23 protein-coding genes and 1 rRNA gene are annotated in these 23,363 nt (G+C 70.8%); 9 read left to right on the forward strand and 15 right to left on the reverse strand.

The genetic code is table 11. The features are described from left to right. Both rrf and ABT041_RS38050 read left to right on the forward strand, forming a co-directional pair. Positions 1-88: ribosomal RNA gene (gene rrf, locus ABT041_RS38045) — 5S ribosomal RNA — on the forward strand; the annotation flags it as partial. A 173-nt stretch (positions 89-261) separates the two neighbouring features. Further along, a complete protein-coding gene (locus tag ABT041_RS38050; RefSeq protein WP_351193502.1) occupies positions 262-984 on the forward strand; it encodes a hypothetical protein in 723 nt (240 codons plus the stop codon). 14 nt (positions 985-998) lie between these two features. Here the strand turns inward: ABT041_RS38050 and ABT041_RS38055 are convergent, their stop codons facing one another. Genes ABT041_RS38055 through ABT041_RS38070 form a run of 4 tightly spaced genes read right to left on the reverse strand, consistent with a single transcriptional unit; the run spans position 999 to position 4,519 of the window. Further along, the gene (locus ABT041_RS38055) at positions 999-1,664 is read right to left on the reverse strand and encodes a response regulator (RefSeq protein ID WP_351193504.1); all 666 of its coding nucleotides are present in this window, start codon (positions 1,662-1,664) and stop codon (positions 999-1,001) included. Further along, positions 1,661-2,836: a sensor histidine kinase gene (locus ABT041_RS38060; protein WP_502976708.1), complete on the reverse strand. Its 1,176-nt coding sequence runs from the start codon at positions 2,834-2,836 to the stop codon at positions 1,661-1,663. Before ABT041_RS38060 ends, ABT041_RS38055 begins: the two co-directional genes overlap by 4 nt. 13 nt (positions 2,837-2,849) lie before the next feature. Further along, positions 2,850-3,620 carry an ABC transporter permease gene (locus ABT041_RS38065; RefSeq protein WP_351193506.1) on the reverse strand — a complete coding sequence of 257 codons (771 nt, stop codon included), beginning with the start codon at positions 3,618-3,620 and terminating at the stop codon, positions 2,850-2,852. Then, on the reverse strand, positions 3,617-4,519 hold the full coding sequence (locus tag ABT041_RS38070) for an ABC transporter ATP-binding protein (RefSeq protein WP_351193509.1): 903 nt from the start codon (positions 4,517-4,519) through the stop codon (positions 3,617-3,619). Before ABT041_RS38070 ends, ABT041_RS38065 begins: the two co-directional genes overlap by 4 nt. A gap of 150 nt (positions 4,520-4,669) precedes the next feature. On the opposite strand from ABT041_RS38070, the gene ABT041_RS38075 reads away from it, so the two are divergent. After that, complete coding sequence (locus ABT041_RS38075) at positions 4,670-5,230, forward strand: GNAT family N-acetyltransferase (RefSeq protein ID WP_351193511.1); 561 nt, start codon at positions 4,670-4,672, stop codon at positions 5,228-5,230. Positions 5,231-5,239: 9 nt separating this feature from the next. On the opposite strand, the gene ABT041_RS38080 is transcribed toward ABT041_RS38075, so the two are convergent. The 6 genes from ABT041_RS38080 to ABT041_RS38105 form a co-directional block, all read right to left on the reverse strand. After that, positions 5,240-6,874, reverse strand: coding sequence for a type IV secretory system conjugative DNA transfer family protein (locus tag ABT041_RS38080; RefSeq protein WP_351193514.1), 1,635 nt, complete (start codon positions 6,872-6,874; stop codon positions 5,240-5,242). Between the two features lies 1 nt (position 6,875). Next, the gene (locus tag ABT041_RS38085) at positions 6,876-8,270 is read right to left on the reverse strand and encodes an ATP-binding protein (RefSeq protein WP_351193516.1); all 1,395 of its coding nucleotides are present in this window, start codon (positions 8,268-8,270) and stop codon (positions 6,876-6,878) included. Between the two features lie 20 nt (positions 8,271-8,290). Then, positions 8,291-9,844 (reverse strand): SCO6880 family protein, encoded by a 1,554-nt coding sequence (locus ABT041_RS38090; RefSeq protein ID WP_351193518.1) that lies wholly within the window; start codon positions 9,842-9,844, stop codon positions 8,291-8,293. Next, a complete protein-coding gene (locus ABT041_RS38095; RefSeq protein ID WP_351193521.1) occupies positions 9,841-11,181 on the reverse strand; it encodes a hypothetical protein in 1,341 nt (446 codons plus the stop codon). Before ABT041_RS38095 ends, ABT041_RS38090 begins: the two co-directional genes overlap by 4 nt. Next, a complete protein-coding gene (locus ABT041_RS38100; protein WP_351193524.1) occupies positions 11,171-12,007 on the reverse strand; it encodes a DUF8175 domain-containg protein in 837 nt (278 codons plus the stop codon). The genes ABT041_RS38095 and ABT041_RS38100 overlap by 11 nt, the downstream gene beginning before the upstream one ends. Positions 12,008-12,109: 102 nt before the next feature. Further along, positions 12,110-12,418, reverse strand: coding sequence for a DUF8827 family protein (locus ABT041_RS38105; protein ID WP_351193554.1), 309 nt, complete (start codon positions 12,416-12,418; stop codon positions 12,110-12,112). A gap of 342 nt (positions 12,419-12,760) precedes the next feature. On the opposite strand from ABT041_RS38105, the gene ABT041_RS38110 reads away from it, so the two are divergent. The 4 genes from ABT041_RS38110 (at position 12,761) to ABT041_RS38125 (ending at position 16,178) form a co-directional block, all read left to right on the forward strand. Further along, a complete protein-coding gene (locus ABT041_RS38110) occupies positions 12,761-13,762 on the forward strand; it encodes a C40 family peptidase (protein ID WP_351193557.1) in 1,002 nt (333 codons plus the stop codon). 245 nt (positions 13,763-14,007) lie between these two features. Next, entirely contained in the window at positions 14,008-14,730 is a 723-nt protein-coding gene (locus tag ABT041_RS38115; protein WP_351193526.1) for a phosphatase PAP2 family protein, read from the forward strand. A gap of 295 nt (positions 14,731-15,025) precedes the next feature. Next, positions 15,026-15,868 carry an SCO4651 family lipoprotein gene (locus ABT041_RS38120; RefSeq protein ID WP_351193528.1) on the forward strand — a complete coding sequence of 281 codons (843 nt, stop codon included), beginning with the start codon at positions 15,026-15,028 and terminating at the stop codon, positions 15,866-15,868. Positions 15,869-15,986: 118 nt separating this feature from the next. Next, positions 15,987-16,178 carry a hypothetical protein gene (locus ABT041_RS38125; RefSeq protein ID WP_351193531.1) on the forward strand — a complete coding sequence of 64 codons (192 nt, stop codon included), beginning with the start codon at positions 15,987-15,989 and terminating at the stop codon, positions 16,176-16,178. A 160-nt stretch (positions 16,179-16,338) separates the two neighbouring features. Here ABT041_RS38125 and ABT041_RS38130 read toward each other — a convergent pair whose 3' ends face one another. Beyond that, on the reverse strand, positions 16,339-16,701 hold the full coding sequence (locus ABT041_RS38130; RefSeq protein WP_351193534.1) for a metal-sensitive transcriptional regulator: 363 nt from the start codon (positions 16,699-16,701) through the stop codon (positions 16,339-16,341). 193 nt (positions 16,702-16,894) lie between these two features. Here ABT041_RS38130 and ABT041_RS38135 point away from each other — a divergent pair, with 193 nt between their 5' ends. Both ABT041_RS38135 and ABT041_RS38140 read left to right on the forward strand, forming a co-directional pair. Further along, a complete protein-coding gene (locus ABT041_RS38135; RefSeq protein WP_041130381.1) occupies positions 16,895-17,515 on the forward strand; it encodes a DUF47 domain-containing protein in 621 nt (206 codons plus the stop codon). A gap of 5 nt (positions 17,516-17,520) precedes the next feature. Beyond that, entirely contained in the window at positions 17,521-18,519 is a 999-nt protein-coding gene (locus ABT041_RS38140) for an inorganic phosphate transporter (RefSeq protein ID WP_351193538.1), read from the forward strand. Between the two features lie 384 nt (positions 18,520-18,903). On the opposite strand, the gene pstB is transcribed toward ABT041_RS38140, so the two are convergent. The 4 genes from pstB to pstS form a co-directional block, all read right to left on the reverse strand. Beyond that, positions 18,904-19,680 (reverse strand): phosphate ABC transporter ATP-binding protein PstB, encoded by a 777-nt coding sequence (gene pstB / locus ABT041_RS38145; RefSeq protein ID WP_351193541.1) that lies wholly within the window; start codon positions 19,678-19,680, stop codon positions 18,904-18,906. 25 nt (positions 19,681-19,705) lie between these two features. Next, entirely contained in the window at positions 19,706-20,779 is a 1,074-nt protein-coding gene (gene pstA, locus ABT041_RS38150; protein ID WP_351193544.1) for a phosphate ABC transporter permease PstA, read from the reverse strand. Then, positions 20,776-21,750, reverse strand: coding sequence for a phosphate ABC transporter permease subunit PstC (gene pstC / locus ABT041_RS38155; protein ID WP_351193546.1), 975 nt, complete (start codon positions 21,748-21,750; stop codon positions 20,776-20,778). Before pstC ends, pstA begins: the two co-directional genes overlap by 4 nt. 114 nt (positions 21,751-21,864) lie before the next feature. Then, a complete protein-coding gene (pstS, locus tag ABT041_RS38160) occupies positions 21,865-23,007 on the reverse strand; it encodes a phosphate ABC transporter substrate-binding protein PstS (RefSeq protein WP_351193549.1) in 1,143 nt (380 codons plus the stop codon). Positions 23,008-23,363: the final 356 nt, after the last annotated feature.

Genomic DNA, 23,363 nt, shown 5'->3' on the forward strand with positions numbered 1-23,363 from the left:
CGGTTACATTCCGAACCCGGAAGCTAAGCCTTTCAGCGCCGATGGTACTGCAGGGGGGACCCTGTGGGAGAGTAGGACGCCGCCGAACAATCATTGTGGGAAAGCCCCGCACCTTATGGTGCGGGGCTTTTCTGCGTTTACGGGTCGGACACCCATGTCTAGGATCTCGGCATGTTTCCCTACTCCGACAGGCCCTCGGCGGAGGAGATAGTCGCCGCGGTTCCCGGTCTTGCTCCCTATGCGCGTCCCGCGGTCGTCCTCGTGCCCGAGCGCGGTGAGCCCACGGTGTACGAGAGCTCGATCGGTGGTCCGCTGCTCTGGCCGGCGGACGAGCCGTGGCCGCACTGTTGCCTTCCGGACGAGCAGGCGATGCAGGCCGGGGATTCCGAGCCCGCGTCTTCCGCCATGGTTCCCGTCCTCCAGGTGTTCAAGAAGGACGCTCCGGGGCCTTGGTGGTCGGCGGGTGCGGACCTTCTCCAACTCGTGTGGTGCCCCAACGTGCACATCGATCCGCCGGTGCCGCACGAGGACGTCGCACCGGTGGTCGAGGTCCGCTGGCGGCTGGCCGGCGATGTCGGCGACGTACTCGATGCGCCGCCGCCGCCCGTTCGCCAAGAGGATGAGGACTATGGGTTCTCGCCGCGGGCGTGCACGCTGACGGCCGTTCACCTCATCGATTTCCCCTCGGTGTTCGAGCTTCCCGAGGAACTCGGCGCCGGCGTCGAGCGGTTGGTCGGCGAGACCGGTGGAGCGGGCGAGGACGTCATCACGCGCGTCGGCGGGTGCAAGTTCGGCGGCTGGCCCTCGTGGGGCATCACCGACCCGTACGAGGTCCGGTGTCGTACCTGCGACAGCGTGATGCCGCTGCTCTTCACCGTGGCCAGCGACGACACCACCGGCATCACCGTCGGACGCTGGGGCGACCTGCGGATCTTCGCCTGCCCCGTCGAACTCGGGCATGGGTACTGGTTCGACGTCCAGTAGCGGACAACCGGGACTCAGGCGGGCGTGACCAGGTGGGTGTCGTAGGCCAGGATCACTGCCTGGACCCGGTCCCGGGTGCCTGTCTTGGCGAGGATGCGGCCCACGTGGGTTTTGACCGTGGATTCCGCCAGGTGGAGGCGTTCCGCGATCTCCGTGTTGCTCCAGCCCTTGCCGATGACCGTGAGGATCTCGCGTTCCCGGTCCGTGAGCGGAGCCAGGCGGGGGTCGTGCTCCGGGGGCCGGTTGGTCGTCGGGGGGAGGTGGTGGATGTACGCGTCCAGGAGGCGGCGGGTCAGGGTCGGGGCGACGACCGCGTCCCCGGCGGCCACCGCGCGGATGCCCGCGAGGAGTTCCTCCGGCTGGGCGTCCTTCACCAGGAAGCCGCTCGCGCCGGCGCGCAGGCCCTCGTACGCGTACTCGTCGAGGTCGAAGGTCGTGACGATCAGGATCCGGGTGCGGGCGCCCGCCGCGACGATGCGGCGCGTGGCCTCGATGCCGTCCAGGCCGGGCATCCGGATGTCCATCAGGACGACGTCGGGGTGGTGCCGGTCGACCAGGCGGATGGCCTCGGTGCCGTTCGACGCCTCGCCGACGACCGTCATGTCGTCCTGGCTCTCCAGCAGCATGCGGAAGCCGAAGCGCTGCATCGGCTGGTCGTCCGCGATGAGAACGGTCGTCACGAGGGGGAGTCCTCCAGGGGGAGTCGGAGCCGTACGCGCCAGCCGTCGCCGCCAGGCAGTGGGCCGCTTTCGAGTGTGCCGTCGTAGCGGGCCGCACGCTCGCGCATTCCGGTGAGACCGTGGCCCCGGCCGGGGACCGGCGACGCCGTGCCCGTGTCGGTGACGACCAGTTCCACCGCCTCGGCGCCGTACGAGAGGCGGACCGTCGCCTCCGCGCCGGCGCCCGCGTGCTTCAGGGTGTTCGTCAGGGCCTCCTGGAGGACTCGGTAGACCGTCAGTTGGGCGCCCGCCGAGAGGGCGGGGTTCGTGGTGGGCAGGTCGGCCTCGACCGGTAGACCTGCTCCGCGTACGCCCTCGATGAGGGGGGCCAGGTCCGTCAGGGTCGGCTGGGGCGCGCGGTCCGCCGTCTCCTCGTCCTCGTGCAGGACGCTCAGGAGGCGGCGGAGTTCGGCGAGGGCCTGGCGGCTCGTCGTACCGATGGCGTCGAGGGCCTGGGCGGCGCGCTCCGGGTTCTTCGCCGCCGCGTACCGGCCGCCGTCCGCCAGGCCGGTGATGACGGACAGGTTGTGGCCGATGATGTCGTGCATCTCCCGGGCGATCCGGGCGCGTTCGGCGGTGGCGGCGAGGCGGACCTCGTGGGCGCGGTCGTCCCTGCGGGAGCGGACCGCGATGCCGAGGAGGGCGACCAGTGCGTACGCCCACAGGGTGGGGACCACGCGTTGGTCCCAGGACTCCGACTGGAAGCGGAGGGCGCCGGTCACCAGGGGCGGGGCGATCAGGGCCAGGGACCACAGGAGCGCGCGCGGCGGGCGGCTGAGGGCCAGGTGGTAGACCGGGAGCATCTGGAGGTACGAGGCCTGGAGGAAGGCCCCCGAGGCGTCGCTGACGAGGGCCGCGCCCGCCATCACCGCCAGTGCCGCCATGGGGTGGCGGCGGCGCCAGTAGAGGGGGACGGAGAGCGCCAGGGTCAGGGTGACCACGAGCCGGACGGGGACGGACGGGTCCCGGGCGGTGTTCCGCCAGCCGCCGGCCGCGTCCACGAGCGCCGCGACCGTCCACAGGGTGGTGAGCGCGGCGTCCCAGACCCAGGGGCGGGCCGCGTCGAAGGCCCGGACCCGGGCCATGAGCTGTCGGGCGTACCGGCTCGGGCCTGTCGTCGTCTCCGTCGTCACTCCGTCATCATCCCTATACGTCGCGGCGCTTGAGCAGCAGGGCGGGGACGGCGAGTGCCGCTGCCGCCCACAGGAGCAGGGCAAGCAGGGCCGCGCCGGGGGAGGCCGCGCCGGGCAGCGGGGTCGCGGAGCCGAGGGCGCCGGCCGCCTGCGTGGGGAAGTACCGGACGACCGTGTCCATCGCCTCGTACGGGAGCATCCCGAGGATCTCCGGGACGATCAGGACCCCGCCGACGAAGGCGCCGATCGCGCCCGGCACCGAGCGGAGGGCCGCGCCGAGGCCGAGGGCGATCAGGCCGAGGAGGGTGACGCCGGCGGCGTTGCCCGCGACGGCGGCGAGGACGCCGTCGTCGGTGAGGGACGCGGCCTGGTCGGTGTCGGAGAGGAAGACCTGCGCGGTGAGGAAGGTCAGCAGGGCCGTGAGCAGGGAGATCGTGAAGACCGTGGTCGTGTAGACCGCCGCCTTCGCCCACAGGACCGGGAGGCGGCGGGGGACGGCCGTCAGGGTGGCGCGGATCATGCCCGTCGCGTACTCGCCGGCGGTGACCAGGATGCCGAGGACGGCGAGGGCGATGCCGCCGAGCTGGGAGCCGTACAGGGTGAGGACGACGGTGTCGACGTCCGAGTCGCCGCCGCCGGAGGTGTACGTGGCGCCCATGAGGATGCCGACGCCGAGGAGGAGCGCGGCGGAGGTGAGGACGGTGATCCAGGTGGAGCGGACCGTCCACAGCTTGTGCCACTCCGAGCGGAGGACGCGGGACGGGGTGATCGCGGCGGTGGTCATGCGGGGGCTCCCTGGTATTCGACGGAGTCGCGGGTGAGGTCCATGAACGCCTGCTCCAGGGACGGAGCCTGGAGGGTGAGTTCATGGAGGGGGACGGCGTGCGCGGCGGCCGCGCGGCCGATCTCCGGGGCCTCCAGGCCGGTGACGAGGAGGGTGTCCGGGGCCTGCGCGGTGATCCGGGCGCCCGGGAGGAGCGTGCGGAGGCGGTCGGCCTCCGGGGTGACGACCTTGACGCTCGCGCCGCCCGAGGTCCGTACGAGCTCGTCGACCGTGGTGTCCGCGAGGAGCCGGCCCTTGCCGATGACGATCAGGTGGTCGGCGGTGAGGGCCATCTCGCTCATCAGGTGGGAGGAGACGAGGACGGTGCGGCCCTCGGCCGCCAGGTTCCTGAGGAGGGTGCGGATCCAGAGGACGCCCTCCGGGTCGAGGCCGTTGACCGGTTCGTCGAGGACGACGGTGGCCGGGTCGCCGAGGAGCGCGGCGGCGATGCCGAGGCGCTGGCCCATGCCGAGGGAGAAGCCCTTGACGCGCTTGTGGGCGACGTGGGTGAGGCCGGCGAGGGCGAGGACCCGCTCCACGCGCGCGCGGGGGATGCCGTGCGTGTGGGCCAGGGCCATGAGGTGGTGGTGGGCGGAGCGGCCCGGGTGCACCGAGCGGGCTTCCAGGAGGGCGCCGACGTGGGTGAGCGGGGCGCGGTGCTCGGCGTAGGGGCGGCCGTCGACGGTGGCGTGGCCGTGGGTGGGGGCGTCGAGGCCGAGGATCATGCGGAGGGTGGTGGACTTGCCGGCGCCGTTGGGGCCGAGGAAGCCGGTGACGGTGCCCGGGCGGACGGTGAAGCTGAGGTCCTGGACGACGGTGGTGTCCCCGTACCGCTTGGTGAGGTTCTCTGCTCGGATCATGCCTTCGACGCTAGGGAGCGGGCGGGGCCCGGGCGTCGGACCCGGGGCGGGTGTGCGGGGGCGGGGGTAGTACCGGGGTACGACGGGGTGGCGATGGTCTCGGGGAAAAGGCCTTGTCAGGGGGGTGCGGGGCTCGTCAGGATCGGCGGCATGGACTATTCGATACGCACCATCCGCGCCGACGAGTGGGAGAAGACCCGCGAGATCCGGCTCGCGGCCCTCCAGGACCCGGTCGCGCACCTGGCGTTCCTCGACACGTACGAGGACGCCGTCGAGCGGCCCGACGCGTTCTGGCAGGACCGGGCGGAGGGCGGGTCCGAGACCGGCGGGGGGAAGGTGCGGCAGCTCGTGGCCGAGGCCCCCGACGGCAGCTGGGCGGGCACGATCACGCTGCTCGTGGAGCGGCCCTCGGACGAGGTGCGCTTCGGCGAGGCGGCGAAGGTCGACCAGACGCACATCGTCGGCGTGTACGTACGCCCCGAGGCGCGCGGCACCGGTGTGATCGACGCGCTGTTCCGGGCGGGCGTGGAGTGGTCCTGGACGCTGCCCGATCCGGCGATCGCGCGGGTCCGGCTGTACGTCCACGAGGAGAACGCGCGGGCCGCCGCCTTCTACCGGCGCTTCGGCTTCGTCGCGACGGGGGAGTCCGTCGCGATGCCGGGGGACGAAGGGGCGCTGGAGCTCGAGTACGAGTTGGTGCGGCCCTCGTAGGGTGCGGGGTCAGGCGCGGGAGCCCAGGCCCCGCACGGGGCTTCGTCCCGAGGGCCCGCCGGTTCCTCCCTGCGGGACGACGGGCCACACGGCGTCGGGCCAGCGGCTCTTCGCCTGTTCTTCCGAGCGCATCAGGGCCAGCGTCGGCAGGCCGTGGGTGTGGCCCGTCGCGAGCAGGTCCGGGAGCTGGGGGAGCGGGGCCACCGCGGCGACGTCGTCGAGGACGAGGGTCAGTGGTGGGTCGAGCCGACCGTCGGATGACCGTGCGGCCATGCGGCGGCCGTGCTCGACCACGCTTGCGGCGAGGGCCGTCAGGAGCGGCATCGCGCCGGGGTGGGTGCGGGGATCCTCGATCGCCTCGCCCACCACGTAGAGCGTGCCCTGCTCGTCGAGGAAAGATGCGAGTGCCAGCGAATCAGTTCGATTCGGTACGCACGTCTCCCTGATGTGGATCGCCGACAGGGCCGCGAGCGCACGGGCCGTCAGTTCCTGTGCGAGGCGGCGGCTTTCCGGGTGCGCCGTGAGCGCCGACTCCAGGAGGCCGGCCAGGCCCGACGCGGCTTTGGGGTGGCTGCGGAGGATCCGTACGGGCTCGTGGGCGCCCGCCCCCTGTGCCCAGCGGTGGACCTGACGGAACGGGCGGCCGTCGACGGCGGCGGCGTGCAGCCAGCAGCGCAGGAGCGTCTCCGCGGTGTCGGCGGTGGCAGCGTCGAGGCGGGAGTGCGGGCGTACGGGGGCGAGCAGGGCGACCGCGCGCTCCTGCGCCACCGCCGGGTCCTCGCAGTGCTCGGAGGGGGACCAGTGGAGCCGGGCGGGGGTGTCGCAGAGGTGGCCGGGGTCGTGGACCAGGACCGGGCCGAGTTTGCCGCGGGCGTCCTTGGTCGAGGACCAGACGTCGGGGTCGGAGGTGACGACGAGGACCGGGCCCTCCGCGTCCAGGACCGCCTGCACGGCGGCCGGGCGGCGGGCCTCCGGGGGGCCGTAGAGCGTGCGCGGGGTGGTTATCGGGGTGGGGGCGGCCGGAGGTGCCTCCGCCGTGGGGGCCGGGACGGGGGCCGGTGCCGGTGTGTGCGGCTCCGCCGGGCGGCGCGGGGCCGGGGGAGCGGTGGGCTCTTCCCGTACCTCCGCGTCCTCCCGTACGCCCGTGACCTTCCGTACGCCCGCGTCCTCCCTTGCCTCCGTGTCCTCCCGTACGCCCGCGTCCTCCCTTGCCTCCGCGTCCTCCCGTACGCCCGCCTTCTTCCGTGTGCCCGCGTCTCCCCGTACCGGAGCCGTGCCGTACGCCCCCGCCTTCCGGTTCGCGCGGACCGCGCGCCAGCGGGTCACCGTGCCGAGGACGAAGACGGCGAGGACCATGAGGACCATCGCCTCGCCGATCAGCAGGCCCCAGAAGAGGCCGTATCCCGACAGCGCCCCCGGCGGGGTGGCCGGCCAGGCCGACGGGAGGTCCGTCGGGGCCATCGCGAGGGAGCGCAGGGCGATCGGGGTCCGGGTGAAGGCGACACCGGCCGGCCAGGCGCCGTGCGCGAGGAGTCCGGCCAGGCCGGTCGCCGTCCAGACGAGGAACGCGAGGCCGAGGATCAGGGCGAACAGCCCGACGACGAAGCCGTCGGAGATGCCGCCCTGCCTCTTCTGCTCGGCCACGTCACGCCACCGTCGACTGCGAAGTGCCGTTCATCTGCTGCTCGATGAGGATCGCCCGCTGTTCCGTCTCCCACTCGAGCTCCGGGTCCGTGACGGAGGACTCGGTCATGGCGCGGTCGGTGTAGACGAGGGGGCGTTCCTTCTCGGTGATGAGGTGTTTGACCACCTGCACGTTGCCGTTGACGTCCCAGACGGCGATGCCCGGGGTGAGGGTCGGGATGATCTCGACCGCCCAGCGGGGCAGGCCGAGGACCCGGCCCGTGTTGCGTGCCTCGTCGGCCTTCTGGGCGTAGATGGTCCGGGTGGAGGCCATCTTGAGGATCGCCGCTGCTTCTTTTGCCGCCGCTCCGTCGACGACGTCCGAGAGGTGGTGGACCACTGCCACGAAGCTCAGGCCGAGGCGGCGGCCGAACTTCAGGAGCCGCTGGAACAGCTGGGCGACGAACGGGCTGTTGATGATGTGCCAGGCCTCCTCGACGAGGAAGATGCGCTTCTTCCGGTCGGGGCGGATCCAGGTGTGTTCCAGCCAGACGCCGACGATCGCCATGAGGATGGGCATGGCGATGGAGTTGCGGTCGATGTGGGACAGGTCGAAGACGATGAGCGGCGCGTCGAGGTCGATGCCGACCGTGGTCGGGCCGTCGAACATGCCGCGCAGGTCACCGTCGACGAGGCGGTCCAGGACGAGGGCGACGTCCAGGCCCCAGGCCCGTACGTCGTCTATGTCGACGTTCATCGCCTCCGCCGACTCCGCCTCGGGGTGGCGGAGGCGCTCGACGATGTCGGTGAGGATCGGCTGCCGGTCGGTGGTGTGCTCGGTGACGTACGCGTGGGCGACCTTGAGCGCGAAGCCGGAGCGCTCGTCGAGGCCGTGGCCCATCGCCACCTCGATGATGGTGCGGAGGAGGGCCAGCTGGCCCGTCGTGGTGATCGACGGGTCCAGGGGGTTGAGGCGGATCCCGGCGTCGTTGGCGACCATCGGGTCCAGGCGGATGGGGGTTATCCCCAGCTCCTGGGCGATGAGGTTCCATTCGCCGACGCCGTCCTCGCCCTGCGCGTCGAGGACGACGACCTGCCGGTCGCGGAAGCGGAGCTGGCGGAGCACGTACGTCTTCTCCAGCGCCGACTTTCCGTTGCCGGACTCGCCCAGGACCAGCCAGTGCGGGGCGGGGAGCTGCTGACCGTACAGCTGGAAGGGGTCGTAGATGTAGCCCTTCCCGCTGTAGACCTCGCGGCCGATGATGACGCCGGAGTCGCCGAGGCCGGGCGCGGCGGTCGGCAGGTAGACGGCCTGGGCCTGCCCGGTGGAGGTGCGGACGGGCAGACGGGTCGTCTCCACCTTCCCGAAGAGGAAGGCGGTGAAGGCTTCGGTGAGGACGGACAGCGGATCTCGCATGGGTCTGTGCCCCTTCGGCCCTAGCGGCGGATGCCGGTCGCGAACGGCAGGGTGTTCACAAAGGCCCGGTGGTGCTCGCGGTCGCACCACTCCAGCTTCAGATACGACTTGCCGGCGGAGGCCCTGATCGTGCGCTTGTCCCGGGCGAGGGCCTCGGGCGAACGCGACGACACCGTGATGTACCCGACGAGGTTCACTCCTGCCGCGCCGCTGGCGAGATCTTCACCCCGCTGGTCGAGCCGGCCGTGGGCGGCGATGTCCCGGGGGTCGACCGTGCGGTTCATCTTGGCCTGGCGGGAGGCCTCGGCCTCGTCGTTGGTCTTCTCGGTGAGCATGCGCTCGATGGCGACCTCGGTGGGCTCCAGGTCCATGGTCACGGCGACCGTACGGATGACGTCGGGGGTGTGGACGAGGAGCGGGGCGAGGAAGTTGACGCCGACCGGGGTCATCGGCCACTCCTTCACCCAGGCGGTGGCGTGGCACCAGGGGGCGCGGGTGGAGGACTCGCGGGTCTTCGCCTGGAGGTACGTCGGCTCCATGGCGTCGAGTTCGGCGGGCCAAGCGTTTCGTTTCGTCATGGCCTGGATGTGGTCGATGGGGTGGTCCGGGTCGTACATGGAGTGCACGAGGGACGCGAGCCGGGACTGGCCGAGGGGCTGGCGCACGCGGATGTCGGCCTCGGCGAGGCGGGCGCAGATGTCGGTGAGCTCGCGGGCCATGACGACGGCGAGGCCGGCGTCGCGGTCGAGCTTGCGGGCGCCGGAGGCGTGGCGGGCGGCGCGGGCCATGGCGTTGGCCTCGGCGGCGAGCTCGCGGGTGTAGTGCATGCAGGCGACGAGATAGGCGCGGTGCTGCTCGCTGGAGGTGGAGACCATCGACTGGAGCTGGTCGTACGACTCCTGGAGCCACGCGGGCGCGTGCGGGTCGCCGCGCTGGCCGACGTCCTTGGCGTGCGCGTCGGGGTCGGCGGGGAGGGTGCGGGCGAGCATCTGGAGGCGGGTGACGAAGCCGTCGCCGTTCGCGACGTGCTTGAGGAGGGTGCCGAAGCGGTCGACGAGGGCCTCCTGGTCCTCGCTGTCGCGCAGGCCGACGCCGGGGCCCTCGATCTCGATGGCGGCGGTGACGGTGCGGCGGTCGGCGTGCAGGAGGACGGCGATCTCGTCCGGGCCGAAGGGGGCGGCGAGCCAGCCGACGCGGCCGATGCCGGGGGGCGGGCCGACCTCGACCTCGCGGCCGTCGAGGCGGGTGCCGGCCTCGGCGGCGACGGAACGGTAGGCGGTGCCGCGCTTGAGCATCCGCTTGTAGCTGCGGTTGATCTCGAACCACTTGTAGAAGGTGCGGTGCTTGTACGGGAGGTACACGGCGGCGATCGCGAGCATGGGCAGGCCCGCGAGGAGCGCGATCCGCAGGGGGAGGGCGGGGACGAGGAGTCCGCTCATCATGCCGAGGAAGGCGCCGACGATGATCAGGGCGATCTCGCCGGTCTCGCGGTTCTTGCCGACGATCGCGTTCGGCCGGGCGCGGCCGATGAGATACGTGCGGCGGGGCGCGACCGGCTGGGACTGGGTCGTCAACGCCCTGCACCTCCAGAGTTCTTGCGGTTGCTGTGCGGGGTACCCGCGGTGGGACTGCTGCTACGGGGCGGGGGAGTCGAGCCGCCGGTTCCGCCGGTTCCGCCGGTGGAACCGCCTCCGCCGCGGCTGCTGTGGGCGGCCATGCCGCCGGACACGGCGTTGGCGGGGCGGGGGGCGGAGCCCTGGGAGCCGCCTCCGCCGCTGTCGCGGGTGCTGTGGGTCTTGATGCCCTGCGAGACGAGGGAGGCCGGGGAGGAGATGACGGCCGCGGCCGCGTTCTCGCCGGCGCGGTGGAGGCGGTTGTTGCGGGAGGCGACGATCTCGTCGCCGAAGCCGGGGACGAAGCGGTAGATCATCGCGGAGGCGAAGATGGCGAGCAGGATGATCGACAGGCCGGAGACGACGGCGGAGACCGCGTCGGGGCCGGTGCCGGAGGAGAGCGCGCCGGCCAGGCCGAGGACGATCACGATGACCGGCTTGACCAGGATGATCGCGATCATGATGCCGGCCCAGCGGCGGACGTGACCCCACATGTTCTTGTCGACGAGACCCGAGTAGACGACGACGCCGAGGAGGGCGCCGACGTACAGCAGGACGGCGCGGAGGAAGAGCTCCAGATAGAGCACGCCGGCCGCGATGACGGTCACCAGGGACACGATGATCAGCATGATGGGGCCGCCACCGATGCTGTCGCCCTTCTGGAGGGCCTGCTTGAAGCTGCCGAAGAAGATGTCGGTCTGCTGGCCGGTGCCGGAGGCGATGACCTCGGTGATGGCGTCGGTGGCGTTGACGACGGTGTAGAGGATCAGCGGCGTGAACGCGGAGGCGAGGACCGTCAGCCAGAGGAAGCCGATGGCCTCGGAGAGCGCCGTGGTGAGGGGCACGCCGCGGATGGCCCGCTTGGCGACGGCGAGGAGCCAGAGGAGGAGGGTGAGGAAGGTGGCGGCGGCGAAGACGATGGCGTAGCGGCCGAGGAACTGCATGTTGGTGAAGTCGACGTCGGCGGTCGCCTTGACCGCCTTGGACAGCTCGTCGATGACCTTGATGGCGGCGTCGGCGAAACCCCGGGCGAGGGAGGAGAGGGGGTCGAGGGCGGTGGGGTCGGCGACGGGGGCCTTGTCGGCTCCGCCGCCGGCCTGGCCCTTCTCGCAGTACTCGCGGGCCTGCCCCACGATGAGGGCGCAGGGGTTGTCGCTGCTGCTCGGGGACGGCGTGGGCGTCGACGGGGTCGGCGTGGGTGCCGCCTGCGCGCTCGAGGCGAGCAGGAGCGGTGCGCTGAGGAAGGCGACGGCGAGCGTGGCCGTCGCGCGACCCGCCAGGCTTCGGCTAGCGGGCATAGGTGAACCCTCCGTATCCCTCGACGGCCGCGGCGATCTCGTCGGCCATGGAGGCGCGGTTGTCCCCGTTGACCGGGGTGGGGCCCTCGTTCTGCGTGGAGGACTCCACGCGCCAGTCGCCCCCGACCCACGTGAGCTTCTCCGTGATGGTGAACCAGGTGGACGTCACGGGCTTGGTCGAGCCCGGGCCCGCGAGGCCGACCAGGCCGGTGCACCAGACCTCGACGGTCGCGGACGTGTCCGTGTAGTCCCGGACCTTGGCGCCGACCGGGATGGTGCGGGACACGAAGGTCATGCCGGACGGGGCGGCGCCGTTCGCGTCGAGCCCGATGCTCGCCAGGAAGTCGGCCGAGTACGAGGCGTCCAGCCGCTTCACGAGGTCGTCGGCGATCGCCGGGGCGTGGATGGTGCGGACGATCTGCTCCCGGGTACCGGCCTGGAACATCTCGACCGACCCCAGCGCCACCGCGTAGTTCGTCGCCGCGCTCTGTGCGCCCTGGTCGTCGTGGGCGTAGCCCGTGGGGATCTGGCCGTTCTTGCCGGTGACCGGGCGGACGCCCGTCGCGGAGGTGGGGGCCGTCTTCCCCGGGGTGCCGGCGCGGGCGCCCGACGCGTCGGCCGGTTCGCCGCCGCCGCGGTTGGCGAAGGCGATCGCGGCGACGAGGAGGACCACCACGCCCACGACCGTGATGAGGGATCGGGAGCTGCGGACGGGGCGGCGGGCGCCGCCGTAGACGTCGCCGCTGTTGCCCTCGGGCAGGCGGGTCCGGGTCTGGCCCGAGCCGCCCACGCCGCCGAAGCTGTCGTGCTCGTCGCCGGGACTCATGCCGGGTACGCCCCCTCACTCGTTCGCGGGTGGTACGGCCGTGCTTCAACATGACTGGGCATCAGGGAACGCATTCTCAGGAGGGTCGGGTCCGACGGGAGATCAGACGGCCATCCCGTACACGATGGTGAACAGCGTCCCCAGCGATCCGATGATGAAGACGCCGGTCAGACCGGCGACGATCAGGCCCTTGCCCTGCTCCGCGCTGAACGTGTCGCGGAGGGCGGTCGCGCCGATGCGCTGCTTGGCCGCCCCCCAGATGGCGATGCCGAGGCAGAGCAGGATGGCCACGGCCATCACGACCTCGATCATCACCTTGGCTTCGTTGCCCAGGCTCCCGAAAGGTCCCCAGTTCGGGGCGATTCCACCGATGATGGTGGTGATGTCGCCCTTTTCGGCCGCCAGGTTCATGTAACTCACCGCCCCTGTTGGGTACTTGGTTCCCCCTGCCGGACGGCATGGGTCATCGCCCTATCTTCGCTGATGAAACCGCTCACGTGTGACGGCTTGGCGGCTCTCTTTACCCGATCCCCGCACACTTGACCGATCTGACCGTCTTGACCTGCGACGGTATGGCCGGTTTCCATGCGAAGAAGCGTATGGTCACTCTGTGTATCACGGAGAGTGACTCCGGGCAATGATTGTCGTTGTTGCACTCTTGGGGCGGCGTCAGGCGCCACCTAGACTGGCGGCCCTGGCGTACTGCCATGAGCCGAGGGGTGGTTGACGGTGCGTAGGGCCGGTAAGGCTTGGCTGGTGGGTGGTGGGGCGCTCGGGGTCTGCCTCGGCTTCGTCGCGCTGCTCGTCATCGGCACGTACTCCGCCGCCGCCGGGATCGCCGGCGGTGTCAGCGGCAAGGGCGGGACCGTCGCCCTCGCCAAGGGGGCCGTTCCCGCGCTCTACCAGGGGCTCGTCCAGCGGTGGGGGAATCTCTGCCCCGCCATCAACCCGGCGCTGCTCGCCGCGCAGCTCTACCAGGAGAGCGGCTGGAACCCGCGGGCGATCTCCCCGGCCGACGCGCGGGGCATCGCCCAGTTCATCCCCGGCACCTGGGCCGGGCACGGCATCGACGGCGACGGGGACGGCGACCGGGACATCTGGGACCCGCAGGACGCCATTCCGTCGGCCGCCTCGTACGACTGCGAACTCGCCGGATACGTGAAGGACGTCCCCGGCGACCCGGCGAGCAACATGCTGGCCGCGTACAACGCGGGCGCGTACCGGGTGATCAAGCACGGCGGCGTGCCGCCCATCAGCGAGACGCAGAACTACGTCCGCATCATCCGGTCCCTGGAGAAGAGCTTCGCCCGGCCGGTGGGCCGCGTCGCGCCCTCCCAGCAGGCCGCCGCCGCCATCCACTACGCCCAGCAGAAGCTGGGCACCCCGTACCTCTGGGGCGGTACGGGTACGGCCGCGCAGAACGGGCGGTTCGACTGCTCCGGGCTCACCCAGGCCGCGTACGAGAGCGTCGGCGTGCAGCTGCCGCGCGTCGCCAACGACCAGTACAACGCCGGACCGCACCCCAGCCGGGCCGAGCTGCTCCCGGGCGACCTCGTGTTCTTCTCGGACGACCTGACGAACTCGCGGGCCATCCGGCACGTCGGCATCTACGTCGGCGGCGGCTACATGATCGACGCTCCGCGCACGGGTGCGGTGATCCGCTTCGACCGGATCGACACCCCCGACTACTTCGGTGCCACCCGGGTCACCAAGGAGGGCGCGGCGGCGCTGCCCACCCATCTGCCGCAGTCCTGAGGGTCGCAGACGGACCGTCGGGTGGGCTTCCGGGGCTGGTCGGGGGGCCTTCGGGGCTTATCGGGCATGGCTGGAACTCTCCGTCATGCACAGGCCCTGAGCTGCGGTGAACCGTCACTCTTCGATAACGTCGGCATGATCCACCGGAGAGAGCGGAACGTGCGCCTCAGGCGGTTCGTTCCCTGATCCGACCGCTCTGACCACGGGGGTTGGAAACCAGACACGAGAGCAAGGGGCCGCAGCAGATGGCTGGACTCGCATCGGACGGCTCGAACCCCGATGTCGGCCTGCTCTACGACATCAACGGACTGGCCAAGGCCGCTCCGCCGTGGTTCGACCGCGTCATGGAGTTCGTCGGCGAGTACGGGATCGTGCTCGCGATGGTCCTCGTCGTGCTCTGGTGCTGGTGGAGCGTCCGCCGGCGCGGCACGCTCAACGAATCCGTCTCGGCCGTCGCCGGGCTCGTCTGGGCCCCGCTGGCCGCCGGCATCGCCCTCCTGGTCAACATCCCCATTCGCGGGTTCGTGGAGCGACCCAGACCCTTCAAGGACCACCAGGGTCTTGAAGTACTCGTCGACGGGAAGACCGACTTCTCCTTCGTCAGCGACCACGCCACCCTCGCGATGGCCCTCGGCGTCGGCCTCTTCGTCGCCCACCGCAGGTTCGGCCTCGCCGCCATCGCCCTCGCCCTCGCCGAGGGCTTCGCCCGGGTCTACATGGGCGTCCACTACCCGACCGACGTGATCGGCGGCTTCGCCCTCGGCACCGCCGTGGCGCTGCTCCTCGCCCCCGTCGCGCTCGCCCTGCTCACGCCCGTCGTCTCCGCCGTCGCCCGCTCCGGCCGCGGCGCCCGGCTCGTCCGCTCCCGCCGGGCCGACGCGGCGCGCCGCCCCGAGACCGTCGGCATCCCCGAGCCCCGGCTCGGCGGCCCCGCGCCCAACACCGGACGGAACGACCTCGCGGCCTAGCCGGCCCGTCTAGGAGCCGCTTGCGCGGAGGTGTTCCGCCGCGTCCGAGCGGGCCTTGTCGCGGGATCTGCGGGCCGGGCCCGTCCAGCCGCAACTGCACCGTGCCAGCGCGAACGAGCCGCGCTCAGTCGTCGTCGTGGTGTGGGAGGAACCCTGCGCGTGCACCCCACCACCGTACTGCGCGTGACGGCACGCCCGGACCGTCGTTATGCGGATCGGGTGTCCCCGGGCCCGAGGGCCCCGGGGAAGGGCGGGTCCCGGGCAAACAGCGGTGAGGCGTTGGGGGTTGGCGGCGATGGTGGTGCAGCGGTACGGGCGTGCGCACGGTCTCGGGCGCGGGGCGGTCACCGTCACCGCCGTCCTGGTCGGCTCCCTCGTCGGGACGGCCGCGCTGTCCGGGTGTGCCGCCCCCGACGACCCGAAGCAGACGGCCGACCCCGCCCTCGCCGTACGGAACGCCGCCGACGCCCTCGCGAAGGCCGGCACGTCCAAGGCGAGCACCTCCATGGAGATGGCCACCGGCGGGACCCGGGTCACCATCCGGGGCGAGGGCGGCTACGACTTCCGGCGCCGCACCGGGCGGCTGCAGGTGCTGCTGCCGAAGGACCCGGCCGGGGCGAGCGAGCACCGGCCGATCACCGAGCTCCTCACGCCCGGCGCGCTCTACATGAAGAACCGGGGCGCGGGTGTCCCCGCCGACAAGTGGGTACGGGTCGACACCACCACCCTCGACGACGGGAACCTCGTCACCGGCGGCGCCACCGACCCGGCCGCGGCGGCCGAGCTGCTGCGGGGAGCCCGTGAGGTCACGTACCTCGGGGAGGTCGACCTCGCAGGGGTGAAAGTCGGCCACTACCGGGGGGTCGCCGACATCGCGCACGCCGCCCGGGTCGCCTCGCCACAGCTGCGCGGGGCGCTCGCCGCGGCGGCGAAAGGGTTCGCCAAGGACACCGTGCCCTTCGACGCGTACCTCGACGCGGAGGGGCGGCTGCGGAAGGTGCGCCACCAGTTCAGCTTCAGCAACCAGGGCCGGACGGTCGCGGTCGCCTCGACGACCCTGCTGTACGGCTTCGGGGTCCCCGTCGAGGTCACGCTCCCGGACCGCAGGGACATCTACGCCGGGAAGATCAAGGCCTGACCCGGCCCGGTGGCTTCGCGGACCATCGGCAAATGGTCCGGACGTGTCATGCGCGGTGCGTGGCCCCGTCCCTACGCTGGGAGACCGCTGGGAGACCGACGCCGGCAGGAAGAGGTGGATGCGCGTGGCCCCGCCCGGTACAGCAACCGTGCCCGCAGACCCGGACTGCGTCGCCCTGGCCGAGATCGAACTCTGCGGCGAACTGATCATCGCGGCCTCGGCCGCGGACGGGGAACGCCTCAGCGCCGACCGGATCGACGAGGTCCTGCGGGTGGCGACGGAAAGGGCCGCGTCCGCACAGGACGCCTGAGGCGGCGGCGGGGCCCCTCAGGCGGCGGGGCTCCCTCAGGGAAGGACCCGCACAGGGCGCGCCTGGGGCGGCGGCGCGGGGCGCCTCATGGAAGGCCTCCGCACAGGTCGCGCCCGAGGCGGCGGGGCTCCCTCAGGGAAGGACCCCGCACGGCCACCCGTCAGGTGCGCATCATGCGGGCGATGGCCTTCGTGGCCTCCTCGACCTTCTCGTCGATGCCGGAGCCCGTGGCCGCCGCGTCCGCGACGCAGTGCCGCAGGTGCTCCTCCAGGAGCTGGAGTGCGAAGGACTGGAGCGCCTTCGTCGAGGCGGAGACCTGCGTGAGTATGTCGATGCAGTAGACGTCCTCGTCGACCATCCGCTGCAGACCCCGGATCTGGCCCTCGATCCGGCGGAGCCGCTTGAGGTGCTCGTCCTTCTGCTTGTGGTAGCCGTGCACGCCGTGCCCGTGGTCGGCCGCGTCGACGGCCTCGACGGTCTCGGCGGCCTGGGGGGTGACCTGGTCCGCCTCGGTGGTCGTCATCGCGTCCTCCCGTTGTCCAATAAGGGGGTGTATACCCCTCGTGGGTATATGGTACCGATCCCCGCCGATCCGGGCGGGGGCCCGCTGCAGTTCACTGTGCCTGATGGGCGACACTGAGAGACGCCGGTTAGCCGTGGCCGGATGATGCGCCTAGCATCAGCCTGACCGAAACCCAGCACCCCGAGGACCTCACGTGCGATTTCGTCTGACCCCCAGGGAGACGAGCTTCTACGACATGTTCGCCGCGTCCGCGGACAACATCGTCACGGGCTCCAAGCTCCTGATGGAACTGCTCGGAGCGGAGCCTTCCGCCCGGGCCGAGATCGCGGAGCGGATGCGGGCAGCGGAGCACGCCGGTGACGACGCCACCCACGCGATCTTCCACCAGCTGAACTCCTCCTTCATCACGCCGTTCGACCGCGAGGACATCTACTCCCTCGCTTCGTCCCTCGACGACATCATGGACTTCATGGAAGAGGCCGTCGACCTGGTCGTCCTCTACAACATCGAAGAGCTCCCCAAGGGTGTCGAGCAGCAGATCGAGGTCCTGGCCCGTGCCGCGGAGCTGACCGCCGAGGCCATGCCGAACCTGCGGACGATGTCCAACCTCACGGAGTACTGGATCGAGGTCAACCGTCTCGAGAACCAGGCGGACCAGATCCACCGCAAGCTGCTCGCCCACCTCTTCAACGGCAAGTACGACGCCATCGAGGTGCTGAAGCTCAAGCAGGTCGTGGATGTGCTGGAAGAGGCTGCCGACGCCTTCGAGCACGTGGCGAACACCGTGGAGACCATCGCGGTCAAGGAGTCCTGAGCTTCGTGGACACCTTCGCTCTGATCGTGACCATCGGTGTCGCGCTCGGCTTCACGTATACGAACGGCTTCCACGATTCCGCCAACGCCATCGCCACCTCGGTGTCGACCCGGGCCCTGACCCCCCGGGCGGCCCTCGCGATGGCGGCGGTCATGAACCTCGCCGGTGCCTTCCTCGGCAGCGGCGTCGCGCACACCGTCAGCAAGGGTCTGATCGAGACGCCGACGGGCAACTCGGGGATGGGCATCCTCTTCGCCGCCCTACTCGGCGCGATCGTCTGGAACCTGGTCACCTGGTACTTCGGTCTTCCCTCGTCCTCCTCGCACGCGCTCTTCGGCGGCATGGTGGGCGCGGCGCTCGCGGGTGGCACGCAGGTCATCTGGTCGGGCGTCCTCGAGAAGGTCGTCATCCCGATGTTCCTCTCGCCGGTCGTCGGTCTCATCGCCGGTTACCTGGTGATGACCGCGATCCTGTGGATGTTCCGCAAGGCGAACCCGCACAAGGCCAAGCGCGGCTTCCGTATCGCGCAGACCGTGTCGGCGGCCGGCATGGCGCTGGGCCACGGCCTCCAGGACGCCCAGAAGACGATGGGCATCGTGGTGATGGCCCTGGTCATCGGCGATGTGCAGAGCGCGGACGCGCCGATCCCGGTGTGGGTGAAGATCGCCTGTGCCGTGATGCTCTCGCTCGGTACGTACGCGGGCGGCTGGCGCATCATGCGGACCCTCGGCCGCAAGATCATCGAGCTGGACCCGCCGCAGGGCTTCGCGGCCGAGACGACCGGCGCGTCGATCATGTTCCTGACGGCGTTCGTCTTCAAGGCCCCGATCTCGACGACGCACGTCATCACCTCCGCGATCATGGGCGTCGGCGCGACGAAGCGGGTCAACGCGGTCCGCTGGGGTGTCGCGAAGAACATCGTCCTGGGCTGGTTCATCACGATGCCGGCGGCCGGAATCGTCGCCGCGCTGAGCTATTACGTGATCAGGCTGCTCTTCGGCTGATGGGCGGCGGCAACCGGTGTTGCTGGGGGTCCGGGGGTTATCCCCCGGGGGATGCAGCATCACGATGCCGGCGGCGGGAATCGTCGCGGCGCTGGGCTATTACGTGATCAGGCTGCTCTTCGGCTGATGGGCGGCGGTAACCGGTGTTGCTGGGGGTCCGGGGGTTATCCCCCGGGGGATGCAGCATCACGATGCCGGCGGCGGGAATCGTCGCCGCGCTGAGCTATTACGTGATCAGGCTGCTCTTCGGCTGATGGGCGGCGGACGATAGTCCGGCAGAACCCGCCGAAGCGGCACGGAAAGTGGTTGGGCCCGGCTCCCCTGTGGGGGAGCCGGGCCCTTCGTCTTACGGTGGCACCGCCATGCAGCACCGTAGGACGTTCTTTATCCGAAGCGGCCGGAGATGTAGTCCTCGGTCGCCTGGACGCTCGGGTTGGAGAAGATGCGCTCGGTGTCGTCCAGCTCGATCAGCTTGCCCGGCTGGCCGACGGCCGCCAGGTTGAAGAAGGCCGTGCGGTCCGAGACGCGGGCGGCCTGCTGCATGTTGTGCGTCACGATGACGATGGTGAAGCGCTCCTTCAGCTCGCCGATCAGGTCCTCGATGGCGAGGGTGGAGATCGGGTCGAGGGCGGAGCAGGGCTCGTCCATCAGCAGGACGTCGGGCTCGACGGCGATCGCGCGGGCGATGCACAGACGCTGCTGCTGGCCGCCGGAGAGGCCGGAGCCCGGCTTGTTGAGGCGGTCCTTGACCTCGTTCCAGAGGTTGGCGCCCTTGAGGGACCGCTCGACGATGTCGTTCAGCTGGGACTTCTTGTAGTTGCCGTTGAGGCGCAGGCCCGCCGCCACGTTGTCGAAGATCGACATGGTGGGGAAGGGGTTCGGGCGCTGGAAGACCATGCCGACGGTGCGGCGCACGGCGACCGGGTCGACGTTCGCTCCGTACAGGTTCTCGTCGTCCAGCATCACCTTGCCCTCGACGCGGCCCCCGGGGGTGACCTCGTGCATGCGGTTCAGGGTGCGCAGGAAGGTGGACTTGCCGCAGCCGGAGGGGCCGATGAAGGCCGTCACGGAGCGGGGCTCGACGGTCATCGAGATGTCGTCGATCGCCTTGTGGGCGCCGTAGTAGGCGGAGAGGCCGCTGACGTCGATTCGCTTGGCCATGTGAATCACTTCCAATGTGCCGCGGTCAGCGGCCGGTCTTCGGGGCCTTCCAGCGGGCGATGCCGCGGGCCACCAGGTTGAGGATCATGACGAAGGCGATCAGGACGAGCGCGGCGGCCCAGGCGCGGGCCACGGCGGCGTCGGTGCCGACCGCGTACTGCTCGTACACGTAGAGCGGCAGGGAGGACTGGGCGCCTTCGAAGGGGTTCGGGTTGATGAGCTTCGTACCGAACACGAGGAGCAGGACCGGGGCCGTCTCACCGGTGATGCGGGCGACCGCGAGCATGACGCCCGTGGTGATGCCGCCGATCGCGGTGGGCAGGACCACCTTCAGGATGGTGCGCCACTTGGGGATGCCGAGGGCGAGGGAGGCCTCGCGGAGCTCGTTCGGGACGAGCTTGAGCATCTCCTCGGTGGAGCGGACCACGACCGGCATCATCAGGATGGCGAGGGCCATCGCGCCGGCGAAACCGGAGGGGCCGAAGCCCAGCATCAGGTTCCAGGTGGCGAGGATGAAGAGGCCGGCGACGATCGACGGGATGCCCGTCATGACGTCGACGAAGAAGGTGACGGCGTGGGCGAGCTTTCCGCCGCCGTACTCGACGAGGTAGACGGCGGTCAGCAGGCCGATGGGCGCGGCGATCAGCGTCGCGATGCCGACCTGCTCGATGGTGCCGAGCAGCGCGTGGTAGACGCCGCCGCCCTCCTCGGCGTCGAGGACGCCGTTCATCGAGTGGGTCAGGAAGTACGGGCTGAGGGCTTCCAGGCCCTTGCTGATCGTGACCCAGGCGAGGGAGAGCAGCGGGACGACGGCGAGGACGAAGCAGACCCAGACGAGGCTGGTGGCGACGCGGTCCTTGGCCTGGCGGCGGCCTTCGACCTTGGTGGTCACGGCGAAGGTGACGAGGACGAAGAGCAGCGCGGCGATCAGGCCCCACTGGACCTTGCTGTGCCAGCCGGCGGCGACGCCGATGCCGATGCCCGCGGCGATCGAGCCGGCGGCGACGGCGGCCGGGGTCCAGCGGGGGAGCCGGGCGTGGGAGAGGGACTGGCGGCGCGGGGCGGCCGCGACCGGACGTTCCTGTATGGCGTGGCTCATGCCGCGGCCCCCGAGTACTCCTTGCGGCGGCCGATGATCCAGCGGGCGGCGCCGTTGACCAGCAGGGTGATGACGAAGAGGACGAGACCGGAGGCGATCAGGGCGTCACGGCCGAACTCGTTGGCCTCGTTGAACTTGGCGGCGATGTTCTGCGCGAAGGTGCCGCCGCCCGGGTCGAGCAGGTGGCCCGAGAGGACGAAGCTGGGGGAGAGGACGACGGCGACGGCCATCGTCTCGCCGAGTGCGCGGCCGAGGCCCAGCATGGAGGCGGAGATGATGCCGGAGCGGCCGAAGGGCAGCACCGACATGCGGATGACCTCCCAGCGCGTGGCGCCGAGGGCGAGGGCGGCTTCCTCGTGCATCTTCGGGACCTGGAGGAAGACCTCGCGGGTCACGTTGGTGATGATCGGAAGGATCATGATCGCCAGCAGGATGCCCACGGTGAAGAGGTTGCGGGCGACGCCGTCGCTGGACTTGTCGAAGATGTACGTCCAGCCCAGGTACTGGTCGAGCCACTTGTTGAGGCCGTCCAGGTACGGGACGAGGAAGATCGCGCCCCAGAGGCCGTAGATGATGCTGGGCACGGCGGCGAGCAGGTCGACGACGTACGCGAGCGGCTTGGCCAGCCTGCGCGGGGCGTAGTGCGAGATGAAGAGGGCGATCCCGATCGCGACGGGCACGGCGATGAGCATCGCGATGACCGAGGAGACGAGGGTGCCGAAGGCGAGGACGGCGATGCCGAAGACCGGCGGGTTGTTCGCCGGGTTCCACTCGAAGGTGGTGAAGAAGTTGGTGCTGTCCTTCGAGATGGCGAGGACGGCACGGTAGGTCAGGAAGACCGCGATCGCGGCCATGATCACGAGGAGGGTGATGCCGGAGCCGCGGGACAGACCGCTGAAGATGCGGTCCCCGGGGCGGGTCGCGCTCTTGGCGCGCCGGCTCCTCTGTATGTCAGGTGTGGTGGTAGCCATCTCTGCTTCTCCGGTCTGCGGGACCTGTACTGCTGTACGGGTCCCTGGCGGCGGTGCACCGGATGCCGGGGCCGGCCCCTCCACGGGAGGTGAGGGGCCGGGCCCGGCCGGGGGTCAGGACAGGGTGGGGACGATCGCGCGGACCTTGGCCGCGATCTCGGCCGGGAGCGGGGCGTAGCCGGCGTCGGAGAGGACCTTCTGGCCCTCCTCGCTGGCGGTGTAGGTGAGGAACGCCTTCAGGGTCGGCAGGGTGTCCGCCTTGTTGCCCTTGTCGCAGGCGATCTCGTACGTGACCAGGGTCAGCGGGTAGGCGCCCTCGGCCTTGGTGGTGTAGTCGAGCGAGAGGGCCAGGTCGCTGCCGGTGCCCTTGACCTTGGCGGCGGCGATGGCCTTCGAGGCGTTCTCCGTGGTGGCGGCGACCGGGGCGGAGGCGCCGGTGTTGATGCTGACCGTGGAGATCTTGTTCGCCGTCGCGTAGGAGAGCTCGAAGTAGCCGATGGAGCCCTCGGCGTCCTTGACCGCGGTGGCGACACCGGAGGAGCCGTTGGCGGCCTGGCCGCCCGGGGCGGGCCACGACTTCGTCTTCGGGTCGTACTTCCAGTCGGCCTTCGCGGTGGCCGAGAGGTACTTGCCCAGGTTCTGCGTGGTGCCCGACTCGTCGGAGCGGTGGAAGGCCTGGATCGTGGTGTCGGGGAGCTTGGCGCCCGGGTTGAGCTTCACGATGGCCGGGTCGTTCCACTTGGTGATCTTCGTGTCGAAGATCTTGGCCAGCGTGGGCGCGTCGAGGACCAGGTTGTCCACACCGTCCAGCTTATAGCCGATGGCGATCGGGCCGCCGACCATGGGCAGGTTGACGCCCTTGCCGCCCTTGCAGATCTTCTGCGACTCGGCGACCTCTTCGTCCTTCAGGGCGGAGTCGGAGCCGGCGAAGGTCACCTGGCCCTGGTTGAACTTGGTGATGCCGCCGCCGGAGCCGATGGCCTGGTAGTTGACCTCGACGCCGGAGCACGCGGCCTGGAAGTTCTTGACCCACAGGTCCATCGCGTTCTTCTGGGCGCTGGAGCCGGCGGCCAGGAGCTGGCCCTTGGCGCCGTCGCACGCGATGTTCGACGCGGCGGCGGAGGACTTCGTGCCGCCGTCCTTCGTCGGGGTCTCCGTGTTGTTGTCCGAGCCACACGCCGAGAGGACGAGCGCACCGGAGACGACGAGGGCACCGATCGCGGAGGCGCGAAGCCCGTTCTTGCGCGAAAGCTTCACTTTCGGGTGTTCCTTCCAGAAGCCGCCCTGTCGCGGACCGTGAGTGTCCTGACCGTTCTACGGCGGCGTGTGTCGGTTGGTCGGTGCGTGCCGAGCTCCTTGCACCGTGTACGGCCGAAATTAGGCAGAACAGGTGAAGCGGTCGACGGGGGAGGGTGAACGGGAAGTGAACCGTGCCGGAAGCGCCGGTGCGGGGGCCTTGGGCGGCCGGCAGCGGGAGCGGGCCTGCGCCCCGGCGTTCTGGGCCTGCGGCCCGCCCCTGTTGTGGGCATGCGTTCCGCCGGGGCGATGGGGGTCCCCCCTGCTCGAGCGAAGCCGAGAGCTTGGGGGAGGGTGGGCACAACGGACGGCGCCCT

It is taken from the genome of Streptomyces sp. NPDC002825, from assembly GCF_040295385.1.
In the GTDB taxonomy this organism is placed as follows: Bacteria; Actinomycetota; Actinomycetes; order Streptomycetales; family Streptomycetaceae; genus Streptomyces.